This window comes from Legionella norrlandica, from assembly GCF_000770585.1.
Lineage (GTDB): Bacteria > Pseudomonadota > Gammaproteobacteria > Legionellales > Legionellaceae > Legionella > Legionella norrlandica.
Window position 1 is genome coordinate 47,380 of sequence record NZ_JNCF01000010.1, and the last position, 22,175, is coordinate 69,554.

The following is a 22,175-nucleotide window of genomic DNA, read 5'->3' on the forward strand; positions in this document are numbered from 1 at the left end:
AATTCTTCATTAAGGCTTCGTTTTTTGTTTGCTGATTTATTTACCAATACAAAAGCTAGAAAAAATTTTGCCTAATAAATCATTTGAAGTAAATTCTCCAGTAATTTCACATAAGACTTGGTGAGCTAAACGCAAATCATCCGCTAATAATTCACCAGCTTTATGGTGTTCTAGTTGTGCTTGACCTACTTGTAATAAGGCTTTCGCTTCATCAAGGGCCTGGAGATGACGCCGGCGCGCTAGAAACTGACCTTCCGCTGGTTGATACCCAACTAATTGCTTAATTACTTTTTTAAGCTCATCTATTCCATGACCTGTTCTTGCAGATAAATAAACGGTTTTATCATCGCATCGTGCAGAGAGGTTTAAAGTATCAATTTTATTGTAAACAGTAATGATGGGAATTTGTTCTGGTATTGCTAAACGAAGTTCACTCATTAGAGAAACTTGTTGATCAGGATTACTGACATCGATAACTAATAAAACACAATCGGCTCTTTTTAACTCCTCCCAAGCACGCTTAATTCCTTCTCTTTCTACTACATCATCGCTATCACGTAACCCAGCAGTATCGATAATATGCAAAGGGATATCATCCAGTAGGATATGTTCACGCATAATATCTCGGGTAGTACCTGCAATTTCCGTTACAATAGCTACATCACGACCAGCTAGATTGTTAATTAATGTTGATTTTCCTGCATTTGGCCTACCAGCGATTACCAAAGACAACCCCTCGCGTAATAGAACCCCCTGGTTAGCTTTAGCACGTATCCCATTCAAACGTTGAATAATTTTTTGCAATAATCCAGCAACTTTTCCATCATTAAGAAAATCAATTTCCTCTTCTGGAAAATCTATTGCCGCCTCTACATACATCCTAAGATAAACTAGCTCCTCATTTAATTGATTAATTTCTTTAGAAAAATCTCCCTGTAATGATTTTAAGGCCATACGAGCAGCGGTGTTAGAGCTGGCTTGAATAAGATCAGCTATCGCCTCAGCTTGAATGAGATCAATTTTATCATTTAGAAATGCTCTTTCAGAAAATTCACCTGGTTTTGCCAAACGTGCACCACAGGCAACAGATTCTTTAATTAATAAATCCAAAACTACGGGCGATCCATGCGCCTGAATTTCCACTATATCCTCACCAGTAAAAGAATGAGGGGCTTTAAAATAGATTGCGATACCTTGATCAATAATTTCATTATCTGAGTTATAAAAAGAACAAAAAGTAGCAAAGCGTGGCTGTAACACTTTATTACCATTCAACTTAAGAGCTATGGAATATGCATTGGGACCTGATATCCTGACTATTCCAACCCCACCTCGTCCAGGTGGGGTTGCTATGGCGACTATCGTTTCTTCAAACATTTATTTTGCTGTTGCAACAATCTTTTTAACTGGCTTGTCATCTGAATATTTACGAGTAATATACCATTGTTGCAATATAGATAAAGTGTTATTCACAATCCAATATAAAACTAAACCTGAAGGAAAATTCCAAAACAAGGCTGTAAATAATACTGGTAAAAACATCATTACTTTTGCCTGCGTTGGATCTGCTGGGGCTGGATTTAATTTTTGCTGAATAAACATGGTCGCACCCATTAACAATGGTAGAACATGATAAGGATCGGCAGAAGCTAAATCATTAATCCAAAAAATAAAAGGAGCTTGTCTTAATTCGACACTTTCTAACAACACCCAATACAAGGCAATAAACACTGGAATTTGGATTAAAATGGGCAAACAACCGCCTAATGGATTCACCTTTTCCTGCTTATAGAGTTCCATAGTGGCTTGGCTTATTTTTGCCTTATCATCGCCATACCGCTCACGTAACGCTTGCAATTTAGGTTGCAATTTACGCATGCTTGCCATTGATTTATAGCTTGTAGCCGATAAACGGTAAAAAGCCAATTTGATTAGAATAGTTACAATAACTATTGACCATCCCCAATTGCCTACAACACTATAAATCGCCTTCATTAGGGAAAACAATAATGACGATAAGAACCATAAAATCCCATAATCCACGGTTAAGTCCAAAGATGGAGAAATACTTTTTAAGACACTGGTGATTTCTGGGCCTATATATAATTTGGAACCAACTTCTTTTTGTTCATTAGGGTTCACAACAATTGGTTGGCTTACTGCACCAATCGTGTAATCGCTATTAGCGGCACGAGTATAAAATTTATTTTCACTATTAGCATTTGGAATCCAGGCACTTAAAAAGTAATGTTGCTGCATGGCAATCCAACCACCTTTTGCGTCCACATCCAGATTGGATTTACTCATATCATTGAAACTAACTTTTTGATAACGATTTTTACCTGGATTTGAGAAAGAAGCACCAGTGTAGGAACCAACATGAAAAATACTGGATTTGTCTTCTTTAGGAGAAGTACGTAATAATTGTGTATTTAAGTAACCTTTCCATGCCATTGTGCCAGTATTACTAATTTTGTAATTTACCTCAATTAGATAACTTCCTTTAGTAAAGGTAAATTCTTTTTTAACCTCTAAACCTTCTTTGTTTTTACCATCAAGCGTTACTACTAGTTTGTTTTGATTAGGTTCTAATTGATATTGATTTTTTGAAGATGAAAATTCAAAATCTAATGATTTAACCTTTTTATCATCGTAAATAAAAATACCGCTATTCGCTACATATCTCTCTCTATACTGGTTTTGCAAGAGTGGGAATGGTTTATTTTTTTCTTCAACATTAAGCGGATAATCAAGCAGTAATCCTTTAACTACATCTCCCTGTTTTAAATCGATAGTAACATCCAAGACATCTGTTTTAACTTGAATGAATTTATCAGTTACTTTTTCATTTTCAGGTGTTACAGCGGGAGGTTGCTCTTCACTCGAGGGTGTCATTTGTGGCAATAAGTGATCATCAGAAGTTATCTGGTTTGTTGCTTTTTGTTCTGTTGGTTGCTTTGCAGGATAATCAATTTGCCAAGCATTCCAGAGCGACAAACCAATTAGCGCAAGCGCCATATATAATACTATACGTCGTATATCCATCAAATATTCTCATCGTTAGGGAGTACGGGATCATAACCACCTTTAGACCATGGATGACAACGTGATAATCTTTTAATTGCCATCCATAATCCTTTGATTATGCCATAATGTTTGATCGCACTATCAGCATATTGTGAACAACTTGGATAATAGCGACAGCATGGTGTTATCAAAGGGCTAATAAAACACTGGTATATTTTTATTGGTAAACAAACTATTTGCCGTAGCATGAGGTTAGTTTTTCCCATGTTTTATTTAATCTAGCAGTGATACCTAAATTAGCTTTCTTTGCTATACCTGGCCTTGCCAAGATAACCATATCTATCGAGGGCAAGTTAGTCTGACGAAAACTCTCTCTAAGTAGCCGTTTAACACGATTTCTGTCATGAGCCTTAGTTATCATTTTTTTTGATAATGCTAATCCAAGACGAGCATAACCTAAATTATTTTCTCTAAAAAGAATAACAAATTCATTTGTTGTAATTTTTTCTGCGTGTTGAAACACGTAATCAAAATCATTCTTTTTTAATAATCTTTGTGTTTTCTTAAAAGTAAACACTTAAGCAGACAAACGTTTACGGCCCTTAGCACGACGTCTACTTAGTACTAATCGACCACCTCGAGTAGACATACGTAAACGAAAACCATGATCGCGTTTGCGTTTTAAATTACTAGGTTGAAAAGTGCGTTTCATGATGACCCTGTTTCTAAAATTTATGAGGTTGGCGATCATAGAAGACTTTTTTTCAACTGTCAATTTAGATATTTGATTATTTTTTGTGTCATTAAAATTTTATTAACAAGGCGTAATAACATTAACTTAATTTTTTTTAAAATTTGTTTTTATTATATAAGAATCTTACTTCTGTGAATAACTGTTAAAAATATTTAATATTCAACAAGTTAAATAATTATTAATCTTGTTCGTAACTCATGTTTAATAATGTGATCTCTTTGTTGGTTTCTTTATTCTCTGGTTTTATTTTTAGTTTATATTCTGCTTTTTCACTTATTTGTTAGGTACTTATTCATATGCTAAACAAAGCAATTTCGAAGCGCATGACTATTAAATTTTGTGGATAACTTTGCCTTTTTTCTTAAGCTGAGTATAATCTTTGCTCGTATTAATGATAAACGGGATTAAATTCCATTTTAAATTTAATAAATTTTATCAATTGCACAGATCCTTAATAATTTATCTTTATTAATTATCTTGCTGTCTGGGTACTTTCAATGGCAATATTTAAACTGTGGATAACAGTTTAAATGTTCTTTTACCACCCGTTTAACTTTAGGAGTTATTTTGTGTCAACTACTGCTTGGCAAAAGTGTTTAGGTTTGTTGCAAGATGAATTTTCTGCCCAACAATTCAATACTTGGTTGCGCCCTTTACAAGCTTATATTGAAGAGCAACGTTTGATTCTCCTTGCGCCTAATCGTTTTGTTGTTGATTGGGTTAGAAAACATTTTTTTTCTCGCATCGAAGAGTTAATTAGGCAATTTTGTGGTGATGATATAAAAACCATCTCTATTGAGGTTGGTAGTAAATCGGTAGAGGTAGTCGACTCTCCTGTTGAAACACCGTCTAACCCTGTTTCTAATGCAACAACTATTAAAACCAGTGCTAAAAAATCGGTCGACTATAAGAGTAGTCATTTAAATAAAAAATTTGTTTTTGATAGTTTTGTAGAAGGAAACTCAAACCAGTTAGCTCGTGCTGCATCAATGCAGGTGGCTGAGCGCCTGGTGATGCTTATAATCCTTTATTTATATATGGTGGAGTTGGATTAGGTAAAACTCATTTAATGCATGCCATTGGCAACAGTATTTTGAAAAATAATCCTGAAGCAAAAGTATTGTACTTACATTCTGAACGATTTGTAGCGGATATGGTTAAAGCGTTGCAAACTAATTCTATTAATGAGTTTAAGAGGTTTTATCGCTCTTTAAATGCGTTACTTATTGATGATATTCAGTTTTTTGCAGGGAAGGATAGATCTCAAGAAGAGTTTTTCCATACTTTTAATGCCTTATTAGAAGGACAGCAACAAATTATATTGACTAGCGATAGATATCCTAAAGAAATTGAGGGTATGGAAGAACGGTTAAAATCTCGCTTCGGATGGGGATTAACAGTTGCGGTAGAGCCCCCTGAGTTAGAAACTCGAGTTGCTATTCTAATTAGCAAAGCAGAGCAATCTAATATCGAATTACCCTATGAAGTAGCTTTCTTTATCGCAAAACGCATTCGTTCCAATGTCAGAGAGTTAGAAGGTGCTTTACGGCGAGTTATTGCTAATGCTCATTTTACTGGTAAACCTATTACAATTGAATTTGTACATGAAGCGTTGCGTGATCTTTTAGCTTTACAAGATAAGTTAGTTACTATTGAGAATATACAAAAGACGGTAGCGGAATATTATAAAGTGAAAGTTGCTGATTTACTTTCCAAGCGTCGAAGTCGATCTATTGCTCGACCAAGGCAAATGGCTATGGCTTTAAGTAAGGAATTAACCAATCATAGCTTGCCTGAAATTGGAGATCATTTTGGAGGAAAAGATCACACAACAGTAATTCATGCTTGTAGAAAAGTTAAGGAATTAATCCAGGACGATAGCGACTTTGCTGAAGATTATAAAAATTTAATGCGAATTTTATCTTCTTGATGAGGAATCTATTTTGTTTGAATTGACCATTAAAAAAGAAGAGCTTATTACACCTTTGCTTACTGTTGCTGGAGCAGTAGATAAAAAGCAATCCTTGGCTATTTTATCTCACCTTTTATTGAAATTATCTGATAGATTATTATTTATTACTGCTACTGATTTAGAAATTGAAATATCGGCTCAGGTCACTTGTCATTCTAATCAATCTAATGGCGCAATTACTGTGCCTGCTAGGAAATTCATTGATATTATTCGTTCGTTAGATGAAAATTCGGCCCCATCTATTGTTTTTAATAATAATCTGGTAACTATAAAACAAAATCGTAGTATTTTTAAATTGGCTACTTTACCTGCAGAAAATTACCCTACTAGTGGAGACGAATGTAATGAAGTTGAATTAAGTATTCCTCGTTTAGTTTTATTACAACTTTTACAATCAACTCATTTTGCTATGTCTCAACAAGATGTTCGTATATTTTTAAATGGGCTACTTCTTGAATTCGAACCTAATCTAATTTCTGCTGTTGCAACAGATGGACACAGAATGGCTATATCACGATATTTTTGTAATAATATTAACCAAACAAAATTATTATTACCCAAAAAAGGTGTTCAAGAATTATTGAAATTATTAAATTGTATTAGCGATGAGCTGGTTTTAATTACCGCAGGAAAAACACACATCAAACTAATTAGCCAACAATTTGTTTTTTTATCTAAATTGATTGAAGCACGTTTCCCTCCTTATGAAAAAGCTATTCCGCGTGAGCAAGATAAACAAATTATTATTGATTGTGCTATTCTTAAACGTGCTTTATCCCGCATAGTTATTTTGGCTCATGAAAAGTCAAAGGCGGTATTGTTACACTTACAACCTGGTTTGTTGACCTTAATTGCAAATAACAATGAACAAGAAGAGGCTATTGAAACCCTAGCTGCTGAAACTCAAGGTGATGAACTCAAAATTGGACTAAATGCCACTTATTTATTAGATGTTTTAACTCATTTTTCTGAGGGCCAAATTCGCTTATCTTTGTCAAACACTGAGAGCAGCATTTTAATAGAGTCATTAACTAATGATAATTATCAATACATTATTATGCCTATGAAAATATGATTTTAACTGAAGTAAGAATACATAATTTCCGTAATATTACATTAGCACGTTTATTTCTGAGTTCTAGATTTAATTTTATCACTGGGCCTAATGGTAGTGGTAAAACCTCATTATTAGAAGCTCTTTATATGTTAAGTTGTGGTCACTCCTTTCGTTCTCGTGAGGTAAATCCTGTCATTTCCCATGGGCAAAATAAACTTAATGTTTTTGCTCGCACACAAGATGAAACTACTATTAGCATTCAAAAATCTTCGATTGAGCCTACCCAAATTAAATTGAATAATCAATTTTGTTCTACAACTAGCCAATTAGCCTATGCTCTCCCTTGTCAGATTATTTATTCTGATATTTTTCAAATTATCGATGCCGGCCCTTCAATACGTAGAGGTTTATTAGATTGGGGATTGTTTCACGTGAAACATGATTATTTTAATTTGTGGAAAGATTACAAAAAGGTACTAAAACAAAGGAATGCTTTGTTAAGATCATGCGGATCATATAAATATTTCATCCCATGGATCAGCAATTAAATAAGTTAGCAAATCAACTAGATTTATTCCGACAAGAATATTTTCTTCAATGGCAGGAGCAGTTTTATAATTTAATGAAACAATTAACAAATTTGTCGTGTGTAATTGAATATTTTAGAGGATGGGATAAAAAAAATCTTGGGAAAGATTTGGAGGAAGTATTATTTGAAACGTTTGAAAGTGATAGAAATAAATTATATACGCAGCACGGACCTCATCAAGCAGATATATTTCTCAATGGTGAGCATCATAAAGTAAAGCATACTTTGTCTCGTGGACAACAAAAATTAATTTTAATTATCTTAAAATTAGCTCAAGGCCAATTACTGAATGGAGATTGTCTTTATCTTTTTGATGATTTTTCTGCTGAACTTGATGAGATGCATCAAATACGATTACTTAACTATCTAAGTCAACATCGTGGACAGTTTGTCATAACTAATTTGCAAAATACAGTTATGGATCATTTAAGTTCTCCAAATTCTTTTATGTCTTATGAAATTAGCGATGGAGTTTTAGGTAACGTTCCTGAAGTTTTTTTACACCCTATTGGATCATAAATAGTTCACTGTTTTTTGAGTTTACTTCTCGATATTCCCCAGCCCTTTCCCCGCAACAGTATCATCATACCCGCATGATCGGCTCCCAGGTGACAATATTGCCAATAGGAAAATACTTCGTAGATTTTGCAGCTTGGATAGACACTTAATTATTGAACTTGATGGTGCTCAGCAGCTTGATGATCAAAAATCTGATTCAGAGCGCAAAGATTGGTTAAATGCACATGTTTTTAAATAATGTGCTTTTGTAATAATGTGGTATTGCACATCATCTGTTCTCGAAGTAATCATGCAACCGTTATCTGTAGCATCGATTGAGTGCTAAAGGGATTTTGGCAGTAATTCTTGTAAACCCAAAGCACATCATCTATGATCATGTAATATTTCCTATCTCGCAAAGCAGCATCATGCAATTAAAACTCCTGGAGCAGGATAAAGAGCAAATTGAAATAATCTCATTGATTTATACATCATCTAAGAATGGGTTGTGTGTAAAATAACTTCAGAGACGTTTTTTAGATTGTTCATTAAATTAAATGTTTCACGTGAAACCTAATTAGAAAATTTTATAAATTAACCTCACTCTATTCTTTGGAAGATGTTGTAGTATTTTTCATAGTGTTTGATATCTCGATTTAGTAGTGCAAAGTGATTCATAAGATATAAACCAGGCATAAAAGATGGTATAATATAAATATTTTAATGCCATGATACGGTAAAGAGGATAGCTGATGAGCGTAGATGCCAGTTATGATTCAAATAATATTAAAGTTTTAAAAGGGCTAGATGCAGTAAGAAAAAGACCAGGTATGTATATTGGTGATACTGATGATGGAACTGGGCTGCATCATATGGTCTTTGAAGTAGTGGATAACTCGATAGATGAATCACTGGCAGGCTATTGTAAGGAAATTTTTGTTACCATCCATAGTGATGAATCAATTACCGTTAAAGATGATGGTCGAGGTATTCCTGTTGATATTCATAAAGAAGAAGGAAAATCTGCTGCTGAAGTTATTATGACAGTGCTGCATGCCGGAGGTAAGTTTGATGATAATTCTTACAAGGTGTCTGGAGGCCTTCATGGAGTAGGGGTATCTGTAGTTAATGCGCTCTCTGAGGAATTACACCTTCTGGTACGTAGGCATGGAAAAGTTTACGAACAGCATTACAGGCACGGTGTTCCTGATGCCCCTATTGCGGAAACAGGTGAAGCAAACTCTACGGGTACACAAATTTGGTTTAAACCAAGCGCAGAAACCTTTTCTAATATTGAGTTTCATTATGATATTTTAGCAAAAAGATTAAGAGAATTATCGTACTTAAACTCCGGCGTTTGTATCCATTTATTTGATGAAAGAACACAAAAAAAAGATACTTTTCATTATGAGGGTGGGATAAAAGCATTTGTTGAACACTTGAATAAAAATAAAACACCCGTCCACCCAGCAGTATTTTCAATGACTGCAGAAAAAGATGGCATTGTCATTGAATTATCAATGCAGTGGAATGACGGTTATCAAGAAACTATTTTTTGTTTTACTAATAATATTCCACAACGAGATGGTGGAACACACATGGCGGGTTTTAGAGCAGCATTAACTAGAACTCTAAATAATTATATAGAGAATGAAGGATTTGCCAAGAAGGCCAAGGTGTCACCAACTGGTGACGATGCTAGGGAAGGTTTAACTGCTGTTCTTTCTGTAAAAGTGCCTGATCCTAAGTTTTCATCGCAAACAAAAGATAAATTGGTTTCTTCTGAGGTCAAACCAGCTGTGGAATCTACTGTTGCAGAAAAATTCAATGATTTTCTTTTAGAAAATCCTGGCTCTGCTAAAGCCATAGTCGCAAAAATTATTGATGCAGCCAGAGCAAGGGAGGCAGCACGACGCGCGAGAGAAATGACTCGACGCAAAGGTGCGTTGGATCTTGTTGGGCTACCAGGTAAATTGGCTGATTGTCAGGAAAAAGATCCTGCTCTCTCTGAATTGTACCTGGTTGAGGGAGATTCCGCAGGCGGTTCTGCAAAACAAGCACGTGATAGAAAATTTCAGGCAATATTGCCTCTCAAAGGTAAAATACTCAATGTTGAAAAAGCTAGATTTGATAAGATGCTTTCTTCACAAGAAGTCGCTACCTTAATCACTGCTTTAGGTTGTGGTATAGGTCCAGAAGAATATGATCCCGATAAGGTACGTTATCACAGAATTATCATCATGACCGACGCTGATGTGGATGGATCGCATATAAGAACACTATTACTTACTTTTTTCTACAGGCAAACAAGAGAGCTGCTAGAGAGAGGTTATATCTATATCGCTCAGCCGCCATTATACAAAGTGAAACGCGGGAAACAGGAACAATATGTGAAGGATGATGAAGCACTATTTGATTATCTCACTCAATGTGCATTAGATGGAGCTGCTTTTTATCCTACTAAAGAGGCACCAGCAATATCAGCAAAATCTTTAGAAGAATTGGTTCACCATTTCAGAAGAGTCGAGAAAATTATCAAACGATACAAGCGAAGATACCCTACTGATATTTTAAAACGCGTTGCTTATATGCCTATGCTGCATAGCGATGACCTTAGCAATCAAGCTAAAATAGAAAACTGGTGCAAACAGTTGCATTTGAGCTTGCAACAAGTAGACAGCAAAACAGAGCAGTATAAAGTGGATGTAGAAGTGAATTCTGAAAGCAAACAGTACATTCCTAAAATTATTATTTCCCAACATGGCATTGAGCACTGTATTTACATGCAGCCAGAATTTTTCATGTCCAAAGATTATAAGGAGATGGTTGACTTAGGCTATAAGCTATCTAACTTAATTGAAGAGGGAGCATATATTCAACGGGGAGATAAATCATTATCTGTAGAAAATTTTGAACAAGCGCTTAATTGGCTAATGGACGAAGCAAAAAAAGGGCAAACTATTCAGCGATATAAGGGTCTTGGAGAAATGAATCCAGAGCAGCTGTGGGAAACTACCATGGATCCTAATGTAAGAAGAATGTTGCAAGTGAGCATCGAAGATGCGGTTGCCGCTGATGAGATTTTTACTACTTTGATGGGTGACAGTGTAGAGCCAAGAAGAGATTTTATTGAGGCTAATGCTTTAGATGCTGAAAACATAGATGTTTAGATATAATAAGGCCTTAGTATTATTTATCTAAGGTCTTGATTTTATGAATTTTTTAAATGATTTAATCATCAAATAATAGTGCCGCATCCTTGCGGCGAAGTACATCCTCTGTACTGGTCCCTTAGTTGACTTCCTGTCAGACGTATCCATGTCATCCCTATGCATTTTAGTATAACCAATTAATAAGCCTTGTCATTGAGTATAATGAGCACCAATATGTAAGAAATTTCTCAATTCAATCGCAGTTTTATCTCCTTACTATTGAGATCTTGGTTGTTGCTGTGTAATACAGTGAATTCCACCACCTCCAGCAAAAACATCTAAAGCATCAATTTGCACTATTTGATATCCGGGAAATATTTTAGTAAATAATTGATAGGCTGCCTTATCGTAGGATTCGTATCCAAAAGCGGGCATGACTATTCCTTGATTAGCCAGGTAAAAATTGATATAAGAAAGAGTGAGTCTTTCTCCATTGAGGTAAGTAGCGGGAGGCTGTTCTATTGTATATACTTCAAGAGCTCTCCCTTTAGCATCTGTAGATAATTTAAGAATTTCCAGATTTTCTTGTAAATTATCGTAATTAGGGTCATTTTTGTCTTTAGTAATGAGACACAACACTTTTCCTGGTGCAATAAACGTTGCTATTTCATCAACATGACCATCTGTTTCATCGCCAATTATTCCTTTATTAAGCCAAATAATGTGTTCTGCTCCCAAATAATCGCAAAGGTATTCTTCTATTTCCTGTTGCGAGAAATGAGGGTTTCGGTTGACATTTAGCAGACATTCTCTACTGGTTAAAATTGTCCCTTCCCCATCAACATGGAAAGAGCCTCCTTCCATAACTAATGAGGCATGAAAGTATTGAGCATGAGTATATTTTATTATCTCACCAGCAATTTGATTATCCAAAAAACAATCAGAATAGTTTCCACCCCAGGCGTTATGAATCCAATCAACACCTGCCAGTTGTTTTGCTTTATTTATTAAAAAAGTGGCACCGGTATCTCTTGTCCAGGAATCATTAATTGGTAAGGAGATGATGCGAACATCGTCACCACATAATTTTTTCGCTGAGCTTTCATCTCCCGGATTTACTAATAAAGTAACTGGTTCAAATCGTGCAATGGCTTTTGCAACTCGTGCATAGGCCAGCATAGCCTTGTCTAACCCTATTTTAGACCAAGTGTCTTGGTGACAGGGCCATGCCATCCAACATTGCTCATGGGGATACCATTCCGCAGGCATGTAAAAACCTTTTTGTTTTGGTGTTGTTTTCACTGTGCTATATTTCCATCTAGATAGGTTAATTGAGAAAAAATGCTTCTTAATTCATTTAAATAAAAAAGTGTCTTTTCTTTGGGTAATTCTGATTTTATTAGCTGTTTTTCATAAGATTGAATCAATTTTTTAGTATCGAAATGGGCTAAATTTAACACGTTTGTTACAGTATCACCACTGACCAAGTCATCCAACTCAAACTGACCATCATCAGAAAGTTTGACGTCTAAAGAGTTAGTATCTCCGAAAAGGTTATGCAGATTTCCTAAAATTTCCTGATAGGCTCCAACAAGGAAAAATCCTATGTTATAAGGATTGGTCACATCATATAGGGGCAACATCAAAGTGGTAGTGACACAGGAACTTCCGGGATATTGTTTAATTGTACCATCGGAATCACAGGTTAAGTCTTGCAGAATGCTATGCATGCTTAGCGTTCTATTCAGTTGAGAAATAGGGGCGACTGGAAAAATCTGGCCAATTGCCCAAGCATCGGGAATCGATTGGAAGAACGATATATTGCAAAATATTTTAGCAGCCATGCATTCATTGATTCTCATAAGCAAAGCTTCTTCGCTCGGATTTTCTGTGTCGAGCTTATCTTTTATTTCCATACAAATGTTAGTATAAAAATCCTCTACTTTAGCCTTTTCTTGTAGACTTATTACCCCATGTTTGAAAAGAGAATGCGCTTCATTAAGAGAATGGGCTGCATAGTTATATATTTCTGTGGGTGAGCTATCTGTAATGGATTGATAGGTATCGTAAATATCACGGATTACATGTGAATCATCCTCTGATATTTCTGGTAAGGTAGGCGCTTTATTCATTACCTCTATATCGGTGATATTAGAAATTAAGACAGCATGGTGTGCTGTTAATGCTCTGCCTGACTCAGAGATTAGATCAGGTTCCGGGATCTCTGTTTCCTGACATAAATGTTTTAATGCCAGCATAATATGAGTTGCATATTCAACAAGACTGTAATTCATCGAGCAACCTTTATTGGATCGAGTCCCCTCATAATCCACACTTAATCCTCCACCAACATCAATGGTGCTTATAGGGGCATTTAGTCTTCTTAGCTCGATATAATATCTTGCTACCTCTTGCATACAATGACGTATATCATGGATATTAGCGATTTGTGATCCCAGATGGCAGTGCATTAACTGTAAGCAATCCAGCATGTTATTTGCTTTTAACTGGAAAATTAATTCCAGTACTTGTTTGGCCGTTAATCCAAATTTTGACTTTACTCCCCCGGTATTCTCCCATTTACCGGCACTCTTGCTGACTAAACGAATACGGACGCCCAAAGTTGGTTTGACATCCAGGCGGGCAGATTCTTTTAGGATGATGTCTAATTCGGATTTCTTTTCTATAACAATAAATACACTGTGCCCCATTTGTTGAGCAATCAGAGCTGTACGAATGTAGCTGCTATCTTTATAACCATTGCAAACAATAGTACTTTGCTGATCGCCTAACATTCCTATTACGGCCATTAATTCAGGTTTGCTGCCCGCTTCCAAGCCTATTCGGTTATCAGGAGACTTTAACAGCTCTCTCACTACACTTTGTTCCTGGTTTACTTTAATGGGATAAACTAGCCGATAATTGCCTGCATAATCCGTATCTTCTTTAGCTTGAATGAATGCCTGATAAATCCTATGGACTCTATCATGTAAAATATCGCTACAGCGAATTAACAAAGGTAAATGCAATCCAGCTCGATCCGCAGCATCAACTATCGCTTGCAACTCAACTCCCTGTTTCCCAGGTTTTTTACTGATTTCAATGTTTCCTTTGGAATTAATCCTGAAATATCCTTCACCCCAATTTTCAATGTTATAAAGATTTTCTTCTGATAGAGTATTATTATTCATTCTAACTATTCCAAATAGGATTAACGGGGTTTGACTAACTCATAATAAGTCGCGGGTTCTCGTTGCTGAGGGAATGGAAATAATCGTCCCCATAAATCACGCTGGCCAAAGTCCAGTTCAGCAACTAATACTGCTGGCTCATTTCGTGGGGCCTGAACTAAAATTTCTCCTGTGGGGGTACTGATAAAGCTGCTTCCATAAAATTGTAAATCATCTTCGCATCCTATGCGATTAACAGCAATAATGAAGGTATTACTCATAATGCCTTGAGCAACCATAACTTTTTCCCACATAGGCTGACTGTCAAATCCTGGGGCAGTAGGTTCCCCCCCGATTGCAGTGGGATAAATTAAAATTTCAGCTCCTTTTAATCCATAAATTCTTGATAATTCCGGAAACCACTGATCATAACAAGTTGGTAATCCAATCCGATGGCCTGCAATGGTGTGGACAGGGTAATTGGAATCGCCAGGCTTAAAATAAAAATTCTCGTGATATTTTTCTCCACTAGGGATATGCTGTTTTCGAGTAACAGCAATTAACTCCCCAAGGGGATTAAAGGCCACGGCAGTATTATAACCAGCTTTCTCAAAAAGTGACGCTGTAATATGGATTTTATTGGTCTTAGCCATTTGACTAACAAATTGGGCTGTAGGCCCAGTTGAAATATCCTCCATAAATGGAGCCGGATCAACATCTGATCTCGTACAAAAATAAGGATTTAAGGTCAGTTCTTGTAAACAAACAAGTTTTGCTCCTTGTTGGGCTGCAGAAAAAATACCTGAAGCAAGCTTGTCTTGATGCTCTTTGGGATTTTCATGCCATTGTTCTTGAACTAAGGCTACCGTTAACTTATTTTCTTTCATTAGAGTTCCTAGTTGAAATGATCTTACCAATATAGAATCAGAATGCTTTATTCTTTGATCCAAGTTTAAAAAAAACACTATATTATCAAAAAAAGCTCTTATTGTACTAGCATTAATTTAATTAATTCATAGTATTAAATTTAAAAATATTTTTCTAATTAACATGAGTTCGGCATAAAAGGCATTTATACCTTTATGTCGCTAAATGAACGTTATCCCGTAAAAAACGAAGTTTTTTGTATGGGATCCATTCAAAATAATCCAGTTCGATATAAGCAAAACTTCTGATTTTGCTTATATCGAACTCACTTTAATTAAGATTGTCAGGGTTCATTTTGCTTTGCACCAACCTACGTATTGGTTTTATTTTACTATTAATCCTTAAACGAATGGCTGGAAAAATACTAACACGATTTATTCTTGCAGTTTATGTAAAGAATAGGTAAAAAAGTGTAAAGCTGCCCTTACTTAAGTAAGGGCATAGGTATTGGTTTATTATTTACTGAATAACCCGCAAAAATTAGTCCAGCAATTTTTCTCCTCTTCTTCATCATCTTCTTCCGAGTCTGAACCAACGGAAGGATTGCTTTGGAACCAAACGTGTCTATTGCGTAGGCTTGTTGGAGGCTCTGACTTGGTCGCTTCAGCAGAAGTTAACACAATAGGAGTAGGTTTTAAACAGAGCTCTTCTTTAGGAATCATTGCACTAGCTATTAGTCTGAATGGATTGGATTGATCATGGGCTGATGCATTAATCATTTCGAGCTTTCTACTGATGTCTGAGCGGATTTTTGCATCTAGTTTGGCTAATTTTTCCCCAATGGTATATTCATGGCCTTTTAATAATTCAGGGAACAACATTCCAAACTCAAGACATAGATCAACACTAAAATCACGACTGCAGAAAAATTGTTCTGGATTGTCTCCTAACAGAAAGCGATCTATATCTCGTCTTAACGCAAAAGCAGATTGCACTTTTATTGTAAGGTCATTATCCTCTGCGCAGAAGCTTTTTATTTTTTTTGCTACGTCATCGCGCATTTCTGCAGGGGTATGAAGCGCCAATTTTCCTGCAATAGAAGATTCTTTGTCTTGAATTACCCTGAATAGATTTGCGAATTCGATGCAAGCGTCTGTACGAAATTCCCTGCTTGAGAAAAATAGATCGGGTCTATTACCTAATAATAATCGTTCTATATCTCTACGAACTGCAAAAGCTTGCCCTACTTTAGCAGCAAATAGAGATTTCGGAAATATATTATTGATATTTTGCGACACTCGCGAACATTCTTGTGAGGGTGTGGTTTCAGCAAGTCTTGCCGCAATAGTGGCTTCATTTTTTGCTAATACATCAATAGCCAATTGGTTAAAGTTGTTAAATAGTTCCTCATCAAATTCCTTATCTAATATCATAGAATGAGGATTTTTATTTTTTGGATCAAGTAAAGCAATAATTCTTCTCTTTACCTCATAGGCTTGAGATAAAACAGAATGAAAACTCTCACTATCATTGGTAGGCACTCTTAATGCTTCCATCGCAAAAGCAAAATTTCTTAATTCATTGGGAGGGCATTCCAAAATTAAGCGAGTAGCTAAATTTAACTTTTCCTCAGTAGTTAATTTATTTAATTCTTCACGGTTTTCTGCTAAGGCATCACCGTTCCCAAGCACTTCATAGGGATGTTCTAATCCTTTTATTTCTTCACAAGTTAAACCCATTAAAATCTCCTTATAAACTCATTAGTAGCACGCAAAATAGTGTTGCGATCAGATAGGGCCAAGATACTCCAATATGCTATTTTTAGCTTATCGCTTTTTGTTCTTGAGCTGGTAGGTTGGGTCAATTTGACTCAAACATGGGATTTGGAATGTTAGGTCAAAATGACCCAATCTACCTGTTTTTGGAACCAAAAACCAAGTTGCCTAAAGCATAGCATTTTAAAATATCTTGGGTATATTAACGAATCCAAACCATGTTGTCATGAAAATATACTAAAGTTTTATTATGGGTTGTCGAAAAAGTAATTAGATACCGTTTTGCCTTTAAAAATTACAATAACAACAAGGAGTAGGCAATGTCTAAAAATCATTTACTACAAGACCCTTTCCTAAATGAATTGCGCAAAGAAAAAGTACCTGTTTCAGTGTTTTTGGTCAATGGTATTAAATTGCATGGGGTGATAGATTCTTTTGATCAATACGTGGTGATGTTAAAGAATTCCATTACCCAAATGGTTTATAAGCATGCGATTTCAACCGTTGTTCCATCTCGAATGATCAAGATCCCGTCAGAAGATACCTCTGGTGAGGACGAAGGAACTGTGGCAGACTAAGGACTTTCTATTTTGAGATTTAAGTAGTGTTTGAACGTCCACAAAGTGGTGAGCGAGCTGTTTTAGTACAGTTAGCTCTCCCTGGAATTGATTCTGAAAAAGCATTGGCAGAATTTGAAGAGTTAGCGCTCTCAGCGAAAGCTGAGGTCTTAGATTGTGTATTAGGAGCTCGTGCTACACCTGATGCCAAATATTATGTCGGGAAAGGGAAGGCTGAAGAAATTGCAAATCTGGTTAAAACGCTGGATGCGGAATTGGTTTTAGTTAATCATGAACTATCTCCATCTCAGGAACGAAATCTAGAAAAATTATTGGGATGCAGGGTTGTAGACAGAAGTGGTTTAATTCTCGATATTTTTGCTCAAAGAGCCCGTACCTTCGAGGGTAAGCTTCAGGTCGAGCTCGCCCAATTGCAGCATTTATCAACAAGGCTTATTCGTGGCTGGACACATTTGGAAAGACAAAAAGGAGGAATTGGGCTACGAGGACCTGGGGAAACTCAATTGGAAACTGACCGGCGTTTATTAAGAGAGCGCATTCGATACATCAATAAACGCTTGGAGAAAGTACGTTGCAGTCGTGATCAAAATAGGCAAGCCAGACGAAAAGCTGCAATGCCCACTGTTTCTTTGGTTGGATATACCAATGCAGGGAAATCTACTTTATTTAATGCTTTGACAGGGGAAAATACTTACGTAGCAGATCAATTGTTTGCAACACTGGATCCAACCATGCGTAAACTTGATTTACCAGGCTCTTCTTCTGTCATCGTAACTGATACTGTAGGATTTATTCGGGACCTTCCTCATCATTTAGTAGAAGCATTTCGTGCGACTTTGGAAGAAACCCAGCAGGCTGATTTGTTATTACATGTGATTGATATCTCTGATCCAAATTGGCGAGAAACAGTCTTTGAAGTGCAAAAAGTATTAGATGAATTGGAAGTTAATAATATCCCCGTGATACAGGTATTTAATAAAATTGATTTGCAGGAGAGCTGGGAACCCAAAATTGATTATACTGAAGAGTCTTGTAAAGTATGGTTATCTGCAGCGACAGGTGCCGGTTTAGACCTTTTAAAAGAAGCGATAGCCACTCAATTGCATGGAAAGATCCTTATTGAAGATATTGTCATTAAATCCAGCCAGGCGAAGCTACGTGCTCAATTGTATGAATTAGGGGCAGTATTAAATGAGGCAATTACCGAGGATGGTGATTGGTTAATGAAGATCAGGATTACAGGGGAACAAAAACGGCGTTTGTTTCCATGAATAATGATTAGATCGGTTTAAGAGACTTTCGGAGAGAGTTATATTGAAAGTTGGGCTTACGCTCAGCGCCAATCTGCGCCTAGGAAAAATTTGGTTATTTAAGTGTTTTTATTGCTCATGATGGTTTGCTCCAATGCCTTAGCCGTTTGTCCCCCATATAATTTTTTAACTAATTGGCCTTTTGGATTAAAAACAAAAGTTACAGGCACTCCGGTAATATCTCCCAATTGCAAATCGCGAGCTGGATCGCGTATCAGATTAGGATAGTTGATATTCAATTTCTTAATTAGTAATTTTTGTTCTAGTAAAGGAAGGGCGTCATAGTTTACTGCATACAAGGCTACTGAATCATTTTTATGGTTGTTGTAAAAACGATTTAACTCGGGGATTTCATCAACACAGGTTTCACACCAGCTTGCCCAGTAGTTGATAAAAACCCACTTTCCTTTAAGAGATGAGAAGGGGATGCTGCGGCCATGGGTATCTTTTAATAGAGCTTCGGCATTAGCAGTAAAGGCGAAGATAGTTGAAATTAGTACGAATAGGACAGTACCTATTATTCGGTTCATAGTCACCTCTTAAAAATTATCGCAATGATGTAGATTATATAAGGAACGCCAGAGTACCGGGGTGTTGGTCTGAATCTTCTACACATCTCTGGAAACCCAGACCAGCTCTGCTCTGTTTGTCAGTGGGATCCAGAGCACTTCGCTAAAATACTGGACCCCGCTGACAAGCAGCGGGGTGTAGGCAGAGATGTGATCAAGAGACAGGGCGTTGTCCGGTATCCGTAAGTTCTTTGGGCGCTGCTAGTAAATCGCAGCACATCAAATCGTCAACATATACTAGTTTATCAGGAAATAGTCAGACTCCCAAATTCATTTAAATTTTCTATTCTCTCTTCTTGAGTAGAAGAATTTTGATGGAAGCGCAATATACTGTGCCTTTTTAGACCATCTAAAACATCTAGCTGATCTTTATTAGTGCGCCAATCCGCATTGGTTCTCCAATCGAATACGGTAGGTTCCTCTTCTGGGATGCATGTAGGTGTTGGGATAGGGGCACGTTGAGGATTTCTCTTTCTTTCATCGGCTATGATTTCAGCCAATTTTTCATTAGTTACAGGAACGATAGTACCGTTATAAATATAGGGGAAAAGTCGTAATTTCGTAACTAATCGAAAGGCTGCCCATTTGCTGGTTAGTTCTTTATAATCATGTTTTTCAGGATCATTTCTTAGTGCTTCATATTCTGTCGGAGAGAGTATCTTAATTTTACTAAGATTTTTACGGTAAAATACTTTTCCTTTGCTTAAAACCAGTAAGGGTTGATGTTGTCTGGAATTAAAATCCACATCAGGCATATAAATCAAACCACCAAAATTTTGAGGTTCAGGAATTTCTCTTCCTGCTAATACTTGATCAATGTCTTTTAAGGAGGCTGTCATACCATTTAAACAGGCTAAACGATTAAATTGGTTAAGGCAGGTGTCGAATTTTCCATCCCCACGAGCCCGGTAGGTGCTTCTGTGACATTGGGAACTGGGTCATAAGGCCTAACGGTATAAACTCCAACCCGATTCACTTCATCATGAATATTATTAGCCAAGATATTCCCCCACATACCAAAGCGGTCCTTTAGTACGACTCGTAAATCACCAATCATGGACATGTGGCCGGTGGCAAAATGATCAGAATAATAATGAAAGATAAACAATTCTACAGAGTAAGCCTGAGCATGATAGCGATGTGCTAAGTCAATTAAGTTCTCACGAGAAAGAGGGATATTCTTGTTTTGTAGAGAAAGTCTTACAGAAAGCAAATCGGGATTACTCGATTGATAATTACTATCTTCTGCTAATTTTTTTAATTCGTAGCATAAATGGGCATAGCGCAAAGCGATAGCGTGCCCCAAAACATAAACACGTATGGACCATGGTGTAAAATGAGTTTGATTACGAACAAGCATTTCTCCATAGTTTTTAACCCGTAAATAAAGCATTAATTGTTGAGCATAAGAATTTAGAGTAGGAAAAAAGGGTATATAAGTCGCTTTGTTGATGGAGTAAATCCGATCTATTTCTTTTCGAGTGACATCAGGAGCGGCCAAATTATTATAAGCAGTAATTAAGGCGGCTTCTTCTTTGGGCTCTATGGATTTATTAATGAGATATTTTCCTAATTCAGTAGGAGAATTAAATCGTTCGCATTTGGGAAGATCCAAATTCATGGTCCAGTCGGCTTGCGTAAAATAATCACCTGCCATGGCAATAATTTCACCGGCAGACATCTCCAGTTCCATTGGTTCTGGCATGTTATTTTTACCGAATCGTTGAAGTCGTAAATGAAGTGCTCCAAACTCATCAACTCTTAAATAAGGATTACCTTCAATATTATCCATTAGTAATCCATTTCCTAACTCGGTGTGTTCTAATGTATCCATAACTGCTCCTATCCGTAGAGTCTATTTTCATCATATCCTTGATAAAGAGACGTGCCAAGAGAGATTATGAAACTAGATTATTTTAGGCTATCTTAAATGTATTAGTAATTAAAGATGAGTAGTGAGCATGAAAGTAGTCACTGTAGAACAGTTAATTAGGGGGACTCTAATACGTGAAGGCGGGGGCGTAAAATTACATCGGTATATTGGTGCTGGGAAGACCAATGATTTTGAGCCAATACTTCTTTTTGATTATTTTAACAGTACAGACCCTCTCGATTATATTGCTGGATTTCCCCCGCATCCCCACCGTGGGTTTGAAACAATTACTTATTTGTTGCATGGAAGCATTACTCATGAAGATACTCAGGGTAATAAAGGAGTTATTAATGCTGGAGATGTGCAGTGGATGACTGCTGGCAGAGGAATCATTCATTCTGAAATGCCTTTTTCTTTAACGGGTCGTTTGCAAGGTTTGCAATTGTGGTTAAACCTACCCGCCTCAGAAAAAATGCGAGAGCCTCGTTACCAGGAAAAGTTATCTGATCAATTGCCTATAGAAGTACATGAGTCTGGCGTTGTAATTAAAGTAATTGCCGGTATAACTAATCGAGGGTTAAGCTCGCCAATTACCGAGATTGCAACTCAACCCTTATTTTTAGACATAACGCTTCCAAAGGCGGTAGCTGTTCGACAGAGTATTCCTAAAGATTATCAAGCGATTTTTTTCGTGATGAAAGGTGTGGTGAAGATAGAGGGACATCAAATTGATGAAGGAGTTATGGCCAGCTTAACACCTGGTGAAATGATACAAATCGAAGGCAAAGAAAAAAGCCATTGTCTGCTAATTGCAGCTGCGAAGCTTCATGAACCTATTGCTCGGTATGGACCTTTTGTAATGAATACCCAGGAAGAAATTATGCAGGCAATACAGGATTTTCGGTCTGGGCATTTTTAGAGAAAGATAATGTCTGTTTATTATCCATCAGACTTTTTTCTTTTGGATAATAAATAGATTTATTC

18 protein-coding genes and 2 pseudogenes are annotated in these 22,175 nt (G+C 36.5%); 8 read left to right on the top strand and 12 right to left on the bottom strand.

What is annotated here, in order from left to right; all coding sequences use genetic code 11:
* Nucleotides 1-36 precede the first annotated feature (36 nt).
* From mnmE to rpmH, 5 genes are read right to left on the bottom strand one after another with little or no spacing between them, the layout of a single operon-like run.
* Nucleotides 37-1,377 (bottom strand): tRNA uridine-5-carboxymethylaminomethyl(34) synthesis GTPase MnmE, encoded by a 1,341-nt coding sequence (gene mnmE, locus OK13_RS04145; RefSeq protein WP_035887973.1) that lies wholly within the window; start codon nt 1,375-1,377, stop codon nt 37-39.
* Nucleotides 1,378-3,045 carry a membrane protein insertase YidC gene (yidC, locus tag OK13_RS04150; protein WP_035887976.1) on the bottom strand — a complete coding sequence of 556 codons (1,668 nt, stop codon included), beginning with the start codon at nt 3,043-3,045 and terminating at the stop codon, nt 1,378-1,380.
* On the bottom strand, nt 3,045-3,293 hold the full coding sequence (yidD, locus tag OK13_RS14090; RefSeq protein WP_081964857.1) for a membrane protein insertion efficiency factor YidD: 249 nt from the start codon (nt 3,291-3,293) through the stop codon (nt 3,045-3,047). Before yidD ends, yidC begins: the two co-directional genes overlap by 1 nt.
* Nucleotides 3,260-3,604 (bottom strand): ribonuclease P protein component, encoded by a 345-nt coding sequence (gene rnpA, locus OK13_RS04155; RefSeq protein WP_035887979.1) that lies wholly within the window; start codon nt 3,602-3,604, stop codon nt 3,260-3,262. Before rnpA ends, yidD begins: the two co-directional genes overlap by 34 nt.
* Entirely contained in the window at nt 3,605-3,739 is a 135-nt protein-coding gene (gene rpmH / locus OK13_RS14095; protein WP_081964858.1) for a 50S ribosomal protein L34, read from the bottom strand.
* A 611-nt stretch (nt 3,740-4,350) separates the two neighbouring features.
* Here rpmH and dnaA point away from each other — a divergent pair.
* The 5 genes and pseudogenes from dnaA to gyrB all read left to right on the top strand — a co-directional run bounded on the left by dnaA (nt 4,351) and on the right by gyrB (nt 11,067).
* Nucleotides 4,351-5,711 (top strand): annotated as a pseudogene (gene dnaA, locus OK13_RS04160) (chromosomal replication initiator protein DnaA).
* Nucleotides 5,712-5,724: 13 nt separating this feature from the next.
* Nucleotides 5,725-6,828, top strand: coding sequence for a DNA polymerase III subunit beta (gene dnaN / locus OK13_RS04165; protein WP_035887980.1), 1,104 nt, complete (start codon nt 5,725-5,727; stop codon nt 6,826-6,828).
* Nucleotides 6,825-7,918 (top strand): annotated as a pseudogene (recF, locus tag OK13_RS04170) (DNA replication/repair protein RecF). The gene dnaN and the pseudogene recF overlap by 4 nt, the downstream one beginning before the upstream one ends.
* Nucleotides 7,919-8,051: 133 nt before the next feature.
* Nucleotides 8,052-8,156: a DUF559 domain-containing protein gene (locus tag OK13_RS16150; protein WP_160264734.1), complete on the top strand. Its 105-nt coding sequence runs from the start codon at nt 8,052-8,054 to the stop codon at nt 8,154-8,156.
* A 493-nt stretch (nt 8,157-8,649) separates the two neighbouring features.
* On the top strand, nt 8,650-11,067 hold the full coding sequence (gene gyrB / locus OK13_RS04175; protein WP_035887982.1) for a DNA topoisomerase (ATP-hydrolyzing) subunit B: 2,418 nt from the start codon (nt 8,650-8,652) through the stop codon (nt 11,065-11,067).
* 258 nt (nt 11,068-11,325) lie between these two features.
* On the opposite strand, the gene OK13_RS04180 is transcribed toward gyrB, so the two are convergent.
* The 4 genes from OK13_RS04180 to OK13_RS04195 all read right to left on the bottom strand — a co-directional run bounded on the left by OK13_RS04180 (nt 11,326) and on the right by OK13_RS04195 (nt 16,825).
* On the bottom strand, nt 11,326-12,318 hold the full coding sequence (locus OK13_RS04180; protein ID WP_035888012.1) for an agmatine deiminase family protein: 993 nt from the start codon (nt 12,316-12,318) through the stop codon (nt 11,326-11,328).
* 29 nt (nt 12,319-12,347) lie between these two features.
* Nucleotides 12,348-14,240, bottom strand: a complete 1,893-nt coding sequence (gene speA / locus OK13_RS04185) for a biosynthetic arginine decarboxylase (protein ID WP_035887984.1) — start codon at nt 14,238-14,240, stop codon at nt 12,348-12,350.
* Between the two features lie 20 nt (nt 14,241-14,260).
* On the bottom strand, nt 14,261-15,106 hold the full coding sequence (locus tag OK13_RS04190) for a carbon-nitrogen hydrolase (protein WP_035887986.1): 846 nt from the start codon (nt 15,104-15,106) through the stop codon (nt 14,261-14,263).
* 495 nt (nt 15,107-15,601) lie between these two features.
* The gene (locus OK13_RS04195; protein WP_035887989.1) at nt 15,602-16,825 is read right to left on the bottom strand and encodes a lpg0008 family Dot/Icm T4SS effector; all 1,224 of its coding nucleotides are present in this window, start codon (nt 16,823-16,825) and stop codon (nt 15,602-15,604) included.
* Between the two features lie 356 nt (nt 16,826-17,181).
* Between OK13_RS04195 and hfq the strand changes: the two genes are divergently transcribed.
* Entirely contained in the window at nt 17,182-17,439 is a 258-nt protein-coding gene (hfq, locus tag OK13_RS04200; protein WP_035887990.1) for an RNA chaperone Hfq, read from the top strand.
* Nucleotides 17,440-17,465: 26 nt separating this feature from the next.
* Nucleotides 17,466-18,710, top strand: a complete 1,245-nt coding sequence (gene hflX, locus OK13_RS04205; RefSeq protein WP_035887991.1) for a ribosome rescue GTPase HflX — start codon at nt 17,466-17,468, stop codon at nt 18,708-18,710.
* A gap of 98 nt (nt 18,711-18,808) precedes the next feature.
* Here the strand turns inward: hflX and OK13_RS04210 are convergent, their stop codons facing one another.
* The 3 genes from OK13_RS04210 to OK13_RS15755 form a co-directional block, all read right to left on the bottom strand.
* The gene (locus tag OK13_RS04210) at nt 18,809-19,279 is read right to left on the bottom strand and encodes a TlpA disulfide reductase family protein (RefSeq protein ID WP_035887992.1); all 471 of its coding nucleotides are present in this window, start codon (nt 19,277-19,279) and stop codon (nt 18,809-18,811) included.
* 284 nt (nt 19,280-19,563) lie between these two features.
* Entirely contained in the window at nt 19,564-20,157 is a 594-nt protein-coding gene (locus tag OK13_RS15750; RefSeq protein WP_277619261.1) for a hypothetical protein, read from the bottom strand.
* 14 nt (nt 20,158-20,171) lie between these two features.
* Entirely contained in the window at nt 20,172-21,152 is a 981-nt protein-coding gene (locus tag OK13_RS15755) for a hypothetical protein (RefSeq protein ID WP_277619262.1), read from the bottom strand.
* A 127-nt stretch (nt 21,153-21,279) separates the two neighbouring features.
* Here OK13_RS15755 and OK13_RS04220 point away from each other — a divergent pair, with 127 nt between their 5' ends.
* Entirely contained in the window at nt 21,280-22,110 is an 831-nt protein-coding gene (locus tag OK13_RS04220) for a pirin family protein (RefSeq protein ID WP_035887995.1), read from the top strand.
* Nucleotides 22,111-22,175 lie beyond the last annotated feature (65 nt).